Source organism: Flavobacterium sp., assembly GCF_035456085.1.
Classification (GTDB): domain Bacteria; phylum Bacteroidota; class Bacteroidia; order Flavobacteriales; family Flavobacteriaceae; genus Flavobacterium.
This window is the reverse complement of record NZ_DATIDY010000247.1, coordinates 1-10,643: the sequence shown is the minus strand read 5'-3', so window position 1 is coordinate 10,643 and position 10,643 is coordinate 1. Positions and strand designations below refer to the sequence as shown.

Annotated in this window: 10 protein-coding genes and 1 pseudogene; 5 read left to right on the top strand and 6 right to left on the bottom strand. The window is 31.0% G+C overall.

Annotation, left to right across the window (positions count from 1 at the left end; genetic code table 11):
• Together VLC96_RS18190 and VLC96_RS18185 are read right to left on the bottom strand one after the other, a co-directional pair.
• Positions 1-236 (bottom strand): annotated as a pseudogene (locus tag VLC96_RS18190) (hypothetical protein); the annotation flags it as partial.
• Positions 237-540: 304 nt separating this feature from the next.
• Positions 541-1,245 (bottom strand): Crp/Fnr family transcriptional regulator, encoded by a 705-nt coding sequence (locus tag VLC96_RS18185; RefSeq protein WP_325265199.1) that lies wholly within the window; start codon positions 1,243-1,245, stop codon positions 541-543.
• A 541-nt stretch (positions 1,246-1,786) separates the two neighbouring features.
• Here VLC96_RS18185 and VLC96_RS18180 point away from each other — a divergent pair.
• Positions 1,787-2,416, top strand: coding sequence for a porin family protein (locus VLC96_RS18180; RefSeq protein WP_325265198.1), 630 nt, complete (start codon positions 1,787-1,789; stop codon positions 2,414-2,416).
• 78 nt (positions 2,417-2,494) lie between these two features.
• Here VLC96_RS18180 and VLC96_RS18175 read toward each other — a convergent pair whose 3' ends face one another.
• Complete coding sequence (locus tag VLC96_RS18175; protein WP_325265197.1) at positions 2,495-4,621, bottom strand: Tex family protein; 2,127 nt, start codon at positions 4,619-4,621, stop codon at positions 2,495-2,497.
• 65 nt (positions 4,622-4,686) lie between these two features.
• On the opposite strand from VLC96_RS18175, the gene VLC96_RS18170 reads away from it, so the two are divergent.
• Entirely contained in the window at positions 4,687-4,947 is a 261-nt protein-coding gene (locus tag VLC96_RS18170) for a DUF1294 domain-containing protein (RefSeq protein ID WP_325265195.1), read from the top strand.
• Positions 4,948-5,013: 66 nt separating this feature from the next.
• Here the strand turns inward: VLC96_RS18170 and VLC96_RS18165 are convergent, their stop codons facing one another.
• The 3 genes from VLC96_RS18165 to VLC96_RS18155 all read right to left on the bottom strand — a co-directional run bounded on the left by VLC96_RS18165 (position 5,014) and on the right by VLC96_RS18155 (position 7,349).
• Positions 5,014-5,931 (bottom strand): cation diffusion facilitator family transporter, encoded by a 918-nt coding sequence (locus tag VLC96_RS18165; RefSeq protein WP_325265193.1) that lies wholly within the window; start codon positions 5,929-5,931, stop codon positions 5,014-5,016.
• A gap of 6 nt (positions 5,932-5,937) precedes the next feature.
• Positions 5,938-6,366: a ribose 5-phosphate isomerase B gene (gene rpiB, locus VLC96_RS18160; RefSeq protein ID WP_325265192.1), complete on the bottom strand. Its 429-nt coding sequence runs from the start codon at positions 6,364-6,366 to the stop codon at positions 5,938-5,940.
• Positions 6,367-7,115: 749 nt separating this feature from the next.
• A complete protein-coding gene (locus VLC96_RS18155) occupies positions 7,116-7,349 on the bottom strand; it encodes a DUF2007 domain-containing protein (RefSeq protein WP_325265190.1) in 234 nt (77 codons plus the stop codon).
• A gap of 108 nt (positions 7,350-7,457) precedes the next feature.
• Between VLC96_RS18155 and rnr the strand changes: the two genes are divergently transcribed.
• From rnr to VLC96_RS18140, 3 genes are all read left to right on the top strand, one after another.
• Positions 7,458-9,638, top strand: a complete 2,181-nt coding sequence (rnr, locus tag VLC96_RS18150) for a ribonuclease R (protein WP_325265188.1) — start codon at positions 7,458-7,460, stop codon at positions 9,636-9,638.
• A gap of 37 nt (positions 9,639-9,675) precedes the next feature.
• Positions 9,676-10,341, top strand: coding sequence for a head GIN domain-containing protein (locus VLC96_RS18145; protein ID WP_325265187.1), 666 nt, complete (start codon positions 9,676-9,678; stop codon positions 10,339-10,341).
• Positions 10,342-10,375: 34 nt separating this feature from the next.
• On the top strand, positions 10,376-10,643 hold a 268-nt coding region (locus VLC96_RS18140), incomplete at its 3' end, for a LysE family transporter (protein ID WP_325265186.1).

Below are 10,643 nucleotides of genomic sequence, written 5' to 3'. Positions count from 1 at the left end.
ACATTCAATCTTGTTCTTTGTGAAGTGAAAACTGCAGTTTCGGCATCTTTAGTTTGTAAAGTGCTATAACCATCTCTGAATTCTGTTCTTGGTCTAAATTGTCCTGATGCTGTAAACTGAGCGTTGGCAACAGATGAACTCAACAATGTTATCGCCAAACCCAACATAATGGATTTTGAATTCATCCTTTTTTTTAATGCTTTTATTTTTTGGATTGTATTTGTAATCTTTCGCATGGTTATTTGTTTTAATTAGTATGAAACAAAGATATTTACGTATTTTTACTTACGTATTTGTTTTTGACAGTATAAAACAAGTTTTTTGCGCAGCCAAAAAAATTCAAATAACAACTTTAAAACTGCGTAAACGCAATAAAACGATTTAAACCTAAGTACTTATTGACTTCATTCAGCACTTACTTTTCTAAATCAAATACGTATTGAAATAAAATTTAAAAAATCATATTTTCAAAATGACTGGTTTTCTATAAAAAAAAGCCCAAAAAGGGCTTTTTAAAGTTGAAAATAATATACAAACTACTTAGATATACTTATGCTCTAGAATTTCTGATTTCATTTTATTGATTTGTTGCAAACCAATTTTCTTACCAACGGTTTTAATTAAATCTTCTCTTTTGAGACTTGAAATTACTCTTGTCACCTGTTCTTCGGTAGTTCCAGCAAAATCGGCTATTTCTTTTCGGGATAAATCTAGATTGATCAATTCATTTGTTTGACCAAACTTTCTGTGAATATATAATAAGGTATCAATCACTCGCTCGCGCACATTCATTTGGGCAATTTTCCGAACATTGTTCTCGCTTTTGTTCAATTCTTCAGCATAAAAGAGCATCATGTCATACGTAAATTCAGGAACATTTTGAAGAATTTCCAACATCACTTCATTACTGAAATTACACAGAACTGTATCTTCAAGAGCATAGGCTCCAATAAGATAGCGTTTAGAAGTTCCAAACCCCCGGAAGCCAACAGTATCTCCATTGCTGGTTAATCGAACGATTTGTTCTCTGCCGTTTATTCCGGTTTTTACCGTTTTTACTTTTCCTTTACAAACAAAGTACAAACCTTGTATTGGCGCACCCTCAATAATAAATTGTTGTGATTTTTTGCAGATAAAACTATGTTTCTTCTCTATATATCTTTGCATGCTTGACAAATGAATATGCTTTTTGATAAAACAATTTTCATTACTACAACTGGTGCAAATGGCTTGATTATCTTTCATCTGTAGCTATTGTTTTTTGTACCTTTTAATACTTCAAAATCATTTGTTCTAATTCAATGAACAAACTTTGATTAAATAACAAAATCAGTAAAAAATATACTGTAACTCTCTTTATTTGAAGTAAATGTATGTGTTTTTCGCAATAAATAATAATTGTCAGATGCCAGTTAACCGCCTTATAAACTCAAAAAAAAGCTCTTTTTTTATCTATTTTATATATATCAACGCTAAAAAACAGCAGCATTTATCAATTAGTCTACTTAAGTACTTCGGTTTTCAGATTTTCATAATTCTTTTCAAATAAGTAAAAATACTTAGTTTTGATTGATTTGTAGTTTTTTACTGCAATAAACAGAGTGTGATTTTATTTTATATTTTAAAGGCAATAGATAATATATCAAGTTTTAATTTAAGCTTATAATTTAAAAATAAAAAAAAATAGTAACACGCTGATAATCCATTAACTATAAATATTAAACAATTTCTTTGTTGGTTGTAAGTTATTTAGTCGCTAAATTGACACGAAAAACTTAATTCATTTATGAAAAAAACATTACTTACATTGATTGTCCTGGCTTTTTTTGGCATTGCTAATGCACAGATTAAAGAGAAAGGTACTATTGAAATTACACCAAAAATCGGTTATTCTTTTTTTCAGGAAATTACTGATGATGGTAAAACTGATAGTAACTCAGGCGTTGCTTTTGGTGCGACTGCTGACTATTACTTTAATAGCAGATGGAGTTTACGCTCTGGTTTGCTTTTCAACAAAATGGGGGGTAGATATAGCAAATTAATTATAAATAATAATGTTATGGTTCCATACTCAACTACTTATTATTATGAAGATAAATTAAACTATGTAAGTATTCCATTAAATGCCAACTGGCATTTTGGAAGCACCAGAAAATGGAATTTAAATTTTGGTGCTAGTCCTTCTTTTTTATTAAGCGCTAAAATGAATGATGAAGAAATTCCAAGCAGTATCATAAAATCTTTTCAATTAGGATTATCTTTTGGAATTGGTTATAAGATTGAAATAAATCAAAAATTTGGTATTTTAATTGATTACCAAGTGTTTTCGGGTTTAACCAATATCAGTAATGTTGCCGGCTTCGATTCTAGAAATGCAGGTGATAGTATTAACATTGGCGCTGTTATCGAACTTTAAAAAAAAAGAGCAATAAACCAAAACTCCCAAATTACATTGTGTAAATTGGGAGTTTTTTCTAAAACAGAAATTTATTTTCTACAAAACCATCGTCAACTGAATTCTCTTTCTATCTTCATCAACTTCCACAACTTTCACTTCAACGTGTTGGTGTAACTTCACAACTTCATTAACATCACTCACAAAACCGGCTTTGAGTTGAGAAATGTGAACCAATCCACTTTCTTTGATTCCAATATCGACAAAACAGCCGAAATTGGTAATATTGTTCACAATTCCCGGCAAAATCATTCCACTTTTTAAATCTTTAATCGATTTTACATTCGGATCAAATTCGAAAATTTTAGCCGATTTCCTTGGGTCTAATCCCGGTTTTTCAAGCTCTTTAATAATGTCTTTTAAGGTCAAAATTCCAATCTCTGGGGTAACATAATTTTCGGCTTTAATCAAAGCGGTTTTCTCTTTATTGGCAATCAATTCATTTACCGAAAGTTTCAAATCTTTCGCCATTTTCTCCACAATCGGATAAGCTTCGGGATGAACAGCAGAATTATCTAACGGATTTTTTGCATTCGCAATTCTAATAAACGCAACCCCTTGTTGATATGCTTTATCACCCAATCGAGGTACTTTTTTCAGTTGTTTTCTATCTTCAAAAGGGCCGTTTTCGGAACGGTAATTCACAATATTTTCAGCCAGCTTCTCTCCTATTCCACTCACATAACTTAGCAAATGTTTACTCGCTGTATTGATGTTTATTCCCACCGAGTTCACGCAACGGATTACGGTATTATCGAGCTCTTCTTTCAGCTTGGTTTGGTCCACATCGTGTTGATATTGACCAACTCCAATGGCTTTTGGGTCTATTTTTACTAACTCCGCTAACGGATCAGACAAACGTCTTCCGATAGAAACCGAGCCACGAACCGTAACATCATAATTTGGAAATTCTTCTCTCGCAATCTTCGAGGCCGAATAAACTGAAGCTCCCGCCTCTGAAACAATGAAAACCTGAACGGGTTTGTCAAAAGCAATTTTCTTGATAAAGAATTCTGTTTCTCGCGAAGCCGTTCCGTTTCCGATAGAAATGGCGTCAATATTATAAGCATTCACCATCGATTTTATCTTTTTCATTGCCATCGCGGTTTCATTTTGTGGCGCATGAGGATAAATCGTTTCATTGTATAATAAATCTCCTTTTTCGTCTAAACAAACTACTTTACAACCTGAACGAAACCCTGGGTCTATCGCCAAAATTCGTTTTTCGCCCAATGGTGGAGCCAACAATAATTGCCCCAAATTATTAGCAAATACATGAATCGAATTGGCATCAGCCTTTGCTTTAGCGTCTTGCAAAGTTTCATTTGAAATGGCAGGATTTAACAAACGTTTGTAACTATCTTCAATCGCTAACTGAATATGAGGCGTAGTTGCATTGTCTCCTTTTATGATTAATTCGTCAATGACATCGTAAGCATCATCAAGTTCGACATCAACTTTAAACTTGATAAAACCTTCATTTTCGGCGCGCATAATTGCTAATAATCTGTGTGAAGGTGCTTTGGTCAAAGGCTCTGACCAATCAAAATACTGATTGAATTTTTGAGCTCCTTCGTCATCTTTTTTAGCTTTAACAACCTTTGTAGTAATCGTTGCTTTGCGTTCAAATAATCTTCGCAATTGTTTACGAACGTAAATGTTTTCATTAATCCATTCGGCAATAATATCTCTTGCTCCTTGCAAAGCTGACTCTTCATTAATCACATTTTCATTCAAATATTGTGTGGCTAAGAAATCAACATCATCCTTATTGCCTTGCGCCATAATAATCTTTGCCAAAGGTTCCAATCCGTTTTCGCGAGCGACATCGGCTTTGGTTCTTTTTTTCTTTTTATATGGTAAATAAAAATCTTCTAACTCTTGTAAATCAAAACTTTGCTGGATTTTTTTCTCCAATTCAGGTGTCAAAGCATTTTGTTCGGCAATGGATTTTAAAATCGCTTCTTTTCGTTTTACAATGACATCATATTCTTTTTGAAACTTAGCAATTTGTTCAATTTCTACTTCATCCAAGTTTCCTGTTTTGTCTTTTCGATAACGAGAAATAAACGGAATCGTGCAGTCTTCCTGTAATAATTGAACGGTATTTTGAATATTAATCGTAGCCGTTGGAACGAATTTTGAAATGAATTGAATGTTGGTCATTGTTAATTTCTGTTTAAAAAAGTGATGCTAAAATACTATCTTTATTTTCCAATTGAACTCCAATTATGAATTTATTATACACTTTTTTACTGCTCAATATAATTGCTTTTGTATTAATCGGCTATGATAAAAAGCAGGCTCAAAACAATAAAAGAAGGATTTCCGAGAAAACGCTTCTTTCTTTTGTTTTTATTGGCGGAACAATTGGTTCAGGATTAGGAATGTTGACTTTTAGACATAAAACAGTCAAAACAAGTTATTTGTTGAAATTTTGGCTGATTGTAATTTTGCAATTAATAGCAATTTGGTTTTATTTTAAAAGATAAAAAAAAGCCCAGTTTTTCAACTGAGCTTATATTTTAATTGGTGCGAAGCACCACTATTTTTTTTTATCAATCTTGAACTATAAAATCTTTAGAATCTTCTTCTTTTTTATATTCAGGTTGAATATTAATGTGATTAATTTGGAATTTTTCGAATAAAACGTGTTCTAATTTCTCTAAAAGAATATTGAATTCAGACATTTTTAAATTTTCAGAACAATCCAAATGGGCTTCGAGATGTAATTCTTCTTCATTGAGATACCAAACATGAATGTGATGCAGCTTTCCAACACCTGGAATTTTATGCACTTCACTGATAATATCATCTATACAAATATGACTCGGTGTAAAAAGCATTAGCATTTTAGTAGAATCTTTTAATAAATCAAAACCAACAATTATCAAATAAATAGCAATAATCAAAGTCAAAACACTATCAACCCAATACCATTGAAAATATTTCATCAATAAACCACCTATCAAAACCGCAACCGAAGCCAACATATCTGTAAACAAATGCAAATATGCCGATTTCATATTCAGATTTTTATCAGCGTCACTTTTTAACATAAAGGCCGACAAACCATTGGCAACTATTCCCAAAATAGAAAGCCAAATGACTAATCCATACTCAATTTTACTAGGATTAAAAAAACGTTCAATGCCTTCGTAAACTAAAAATAAAGCCACTACTATCAACGTCAATGCGTTGACAAAAGCGGCAATAAGTTCAGCTCTTTTATAACCGAAAGTATGATCTACAGAAGCTTTTTTTCGTGATAATTTATGGGCTACATAACTAAAAATCAATGAAAGCACATCCGAAAAATTATGCAATGCATCCGAAAGTAAAGCTAAACTTCCCGAAATAATTCCTCCAATAACTTGGGATAGAGTAATTATTAAATTTAATACAATCGAAAACAACAGGTTTTTACCTTCTACATGATGATGGTGACCGTGGCTATGAGTGTGATGGTGTTCCAAAATATATTAGCAACTTATTTTATCTACTCTTGTTTGGTGTCTTCCACCTTCAAATTCGGTAGTTAAAAACGTTTCAACAATTTCTACTGCTTGCTGAATAGAAGTATAACGAGCTGGAATACTTACAATATTCGCATTATTATGTAAACGCGTCAAATAAGCAATTTCCTTGGTCCAACATAAGCCTGCTCTAACTCCGGCATGTTTATTAACAGTCATTGCAATTCCGTTTCCGCTTCCGCAAATAACAATTCCAAAATCAGCTTTTCCTTGTTCAACATCTGTTGCTACTGGATGCCCAAAATCTGGATAATCTACAGAAGCTTCTGTATCAGTACCATGATTAGTAACTTGGTGTCCTTTTGATTCTAAATATTGAACAATTGCCTTTTTATAATCTGGTCCTGCGTGGTCATTTCCGATTGAAATTTTCATTTTCTTTGTGTTAGGTTTACTTTCGCAAATTTAGCCAATCTATTTTATAAACTATATAAAATTTCTTTTCACTTTTATATTATTACAACATTAAAAAGCAATTGAAAATACTTTTTTCTAGTAATTCTATAACTATCTGATTGCTAGAAAATTTTAAGTTTATTAACATTTTTTCATAATTATAACATCTTGTTAATCAATAAACAGAATGTAATTTTAATGTTAATTTTTTGCTATGTTAATACTAAAACCTAACTAATTGATATTCAGTTAATCTTTAGTTAACATAAAATGTTTATAACTTTGAATAGATTTTTAGAAGTTTTTTTTATTTGTAAAGAAAAAATAAGTAATCCAAAACTGATATTAAAAATCCAAATAAAGTTTCGGTAATTTTTAGAAAAGTTATCAATACTAAATTTTACTTTTTTAACAACAAAATTAAAAACACTTATTTACATTTTATATCTTTTTTCAATTGTTAACAGTTGTTAACTATTTTAAAAAAAATCTTAAAATTCAGCATTTTAACTATCAATAAATATGTTAATAAATCGAAATAAAAAACTATAACTTCATTTCAATACATTTTTTTGAAAAATTATAGTAACTATTAACAAGCTATAATAACCATAAATATTTTTTAAAATTTTAAAATTTCTTTTTGTTGTATTTAATATATGTTGACAACTTTGAAATTTAAAAAAATAAAAAAATTGAAATTGATTTGAAATTGAGTTTTGAAACTTTTATACGATTTTAAGTTTTGGATTCAAATTGTCGAGGATTTCTTGAACCTTTTCAAAATCGTTCGGGTGTACTTTGAGTTGGATTCCGCCATAAGCGAAGGTTGCCAATGGATCTATGGAAATAATATATTCGTTTTCGAAAAAATAATGAATTCCTTCTTGGTCCAAAATATGTCTAAGGACCACAATTTCATGCGAATAATTAAAAATTGCAATTGTTTTAAAGTCTTTCATTTTATTTTTTTATATAAATGTAGTAAAGTTATTATTACCTTAAAACTAAAGTATAATAAGGATTTACTGAATAGTATTTTGTAATTTTAGCCTTTTAAGAAAAGATACATGGGTAAAAGATTGAAAAAGCCGATAAAGAAAGAGAAAAGTTTCTCTGATAAAATTATAAAAATATTATCGCAAAGTGCCAACAAAGCATTTAATTACAAGCAAATAGCAGCAAAATTAGAATTAGACGATACTCAAAGTCGTAATCAGATTATAAAAGATTTAAAGATTTTAGCTGCTGAAAAAAAGATTATTGAAACCGAACCTGGTAAATATCTAATAAAAGCTTCAAGCAAGGAATATTACGAAGGAACAATTGATATGACAGGTAGAAAAACGGCCTATTTTATTTGTCCTGAATTTGAAGAGGATATTTTTATTCCGACCAATAATTTGAATCATGCTTTAGATAAAGATACCGTAAAGGTTTATGTTTATAACAAAAGAAGTGGCAGAAGGGCAGAAGGTGAAGTCATTGAGGTAATAGAAAGGTATAAAACTGATTTTGTAGGTGTTATAGATATTCAAAAGAATTTTGCTTTTGTTTCTACTGCCAATCCAAAAATGTATACCGATATTTTTATTCCTAAAGATAAGCTAGGCGAGGCAGAGCAAGGTGATGTTGTTTTAGTTCATATTGAAGATTGGCCAAAACGTGCCGATAGTCCTTTCGGAAAAGTAGTGAAAGTCCTTGGAAAACCAGGTGAACACGACACTGAAATTCATGCAATTCTTGCAGAATATGGTTTGCCAGCAGATTTTCCTATTGAAGTAGAAACGTTTGCTCAAAAAATTGATACTTCGATTGAAGCCAGTGAAATTGCGAAACGTCGTGACATGCGCGACACATTGACTTTTACAATTGATCCAAAAGATGCTAAAGATTTTGATGATGCTTTGTCTTTCAAAAAGTTAGAAAATGGAAATTACGAAATTGGTATTCATATTGCCGATGTTTCTTATTATTTAGAAGAAGGAACTATACTTGATGATGAAGCGTATCAACGTGCAACGTCTGTGTATTTGGTGGATAGAGTAGTGCCGATGTTACCTGAAGTGCTGTCTAATTTTGCCTGTTCATTGCGACCTCAGGAAGAAAAATATACCTTTTCGGCAATCTTTGAAATTAGTGAAAAAGCCAAAGTTGTTGATCAATGGTTTGGAAGAACGGTTATTTTCTCAGACCAGCGTTTTGCTTACGAAGAAGCGCAATACATTATAGAAACTAAAAACAATACAATTCCTGTTGAAACTTCTATCACTGGAAGTTCTTATGTTGTTTCTGATGAAATTGTAGAAGCTACTTTAAAATTAGATCAATTAGCTAAAATATTGAGAAGAAACAGAATGAATGAAGGTGCAATTTCATTTGATAAAGTAGAAGTAAAATTCAACTTGGATCAGGAAGGAGAACCAGAAGGTGTATATTTTAAAATAGCAAAAGATGCCAATCATTTGATTGAAGAATTCATGTTATTAGCCAATAGAAAAGTGGCAGAATACATTGGGAAACAAAAGAAAACATTTGTTTATAGAATTCACGACGAACCAAATGAAGACAAACTAATAGCTATGCAAACTGTTATTGCCAAGTTTGGTTATAAAATAGATTTCAGGAATAAAGGAGATATTTCTAAATCTTTAAATGCTTTAATGGAAGAAGTTAGCGGTAAAAAAGAACAAAATCTAATAGATACATTAGCCATTCGTTCGATGAGCAAAGCAAAATATTCAACAGATAATATTGGACATTACGGATTAGCATTTGATTATTATTCGCACTTTACATCACCTATTCGTCGTTATCCGGATGTTATGGTTCACCGTTTATTGCAATATTATTTAGATGGAGGAAAATCTGTAAATGAAGAAGAATATGAAACGAAATGTCAGCATTCTTCAAATATGGAATCATTGGCCACAAATGCCGAAAGAGATTCTATCAAATACATGCAGGTTAAATACATGCAAAACCACAATGACGAAGAATTTTTAGGAGTTATATCTGGGGTGACAGAGTGGGGAATTTATGTCGAAATTGTCGAAAATAAATGCGAAGGAATGGTTAGAACCCGTGATATAAAAGAGGATTATTACACTTTTGATGAAAGACAATATGCTTTGATTGGTGCAAATTCCAACAGATTATTGCAGCTTGGAGATGAAATTTACGTCACAGTTAAAAACGCCGATTTGGTCAAAAAACAATTGGATTTTAATTTTATCAGAAGAAACGAATAAGATTTAGATAAACTTAGTAACTATTAATATTTACAAAATGAAAAAAATACTTTTAGTTGGGTTTGTATTATTAACTCAGCTTACATTTGGTCAAACAACCATTCAATTAGCAGATTTTGATAATGTAAAAACATTTGATAAACTGAATGTTACGTTCATTGCATCTGATGAAAATAAAGCAGTAATTACAGGAATAAGTCAAGATAAAGTAGAAGTTGTTAATAAAAACGGACTTTTAAAAATAAGAATGCCTCTTACCAAAATGATGACAGGTGATGAAGCTCAAGTGACATTATATTTCAAAAAAATTCAAAGTATTGATGCTAATGAAGGAAGTACCGTAACATGCGATGACACCTTCAAGCAAACAAATTTAGATTTATCTACTCAAGAAGGAGCAAGTATAACAGTAGTTTTAGATGTAGAAAAAACGTCAATTAAAGCTCATTCAGGAGGGATTATTAAACTTTCGGGTAATGCAGTCACTCAATCAGTTTCAATCAATTCAGGAGGAATTGTAGAAGCGAGTGAATTAGAAACTTCTCAAACAACAGTTATTGTATCAGCAGGAGGCAACGCAGATGTAAAAGCTACTGCTCTAGTTGATGCTAAAGTAAAGGCTGGAGGAACAATTACTATTTACGGTAAACCAAAAGAAATAAGACAAGAAACCTTTATGGGTGGAAATATTGTCCAGAAATAATAAATTTGCATTCAATTTTTAAAGTCATTTTTTAATGATAAACGATATTTTAACGGGTATTCCTTGGGGAGTATTATTAAGTTTTATGATAGGTCCAGTGTTTTTTATTTTGCTGGAAACAAGTATAATTAAAGGATTTAGAGCAGCTTTAGTTTTTGATTTAGGAGTAATTCTTGGAGATGTTTTTTTTATAACAATTGCCTATTTAGGTAGTTATAGATTGATTCAAAGTCTTAATGATAATTCTTCTTTATTTATTTTTGGAGGGTTTATTATGATGGCTTATGGTTTTATTTCTTTCT

Bases quoted from the DNA above. Each gene is read 5' to 3' on its own strand.
- VLC96_RS18185 (WP_325265199.1), bottom strand. From the start codon at position 1,245: ATGAAAGATAATCAAGCCATTTGCACCAGTTGTAGTAATGAAAATTGT.
- VLC96_RS18180 (WP_325265198.1), top strand. From the start codon at position 1,787: ATGAAAAAAACATTACTTACATTGATTGTCCTGGCTTTTTTTGGCATT.
- VLC96_RS18175 (WP_325265197.1), bottom strand. From the start codon at position 4,621: ATGACCAACATTCAATTCATTTCAAAATTCGTTCCAACGGCTACGATT.
- VLC96_RS18170 (WP_325265195.1), top strand. From the start codon at position 4,687: ATGAATTTATTATACACTTTTTTACTGCTCAATATAATTGCTTTTGTA.
- rpiB (WP_325265192.1), bottom strand. From the start codon at position 6,366: ATGAAAATTTCAATCGGAAATGACCACGCAGGACCAGATTATAAAAAG.
- VLC96_RS18155 (WP_325265190.1), bottom strand. From the start codon at position 7,349: ATGAAAGACTTTAAAACAATTGCAATTTTTAATTATTCGCATGAAATT.
- rnr (WP_325265188.1), top strand. From the start codon at position 7,458: ATGGGTAAAAGATTGAAAAAGCCGATAAAGAAAGAGAAAAGTTTCTCT.
- VLC96_RS18145 (WP_325265187.1), top strand. From the start codon at position 9,676: ATGAAAAAAATACTTTTAGTTGGGTTTGTATTATTAACTCAGCTTACA.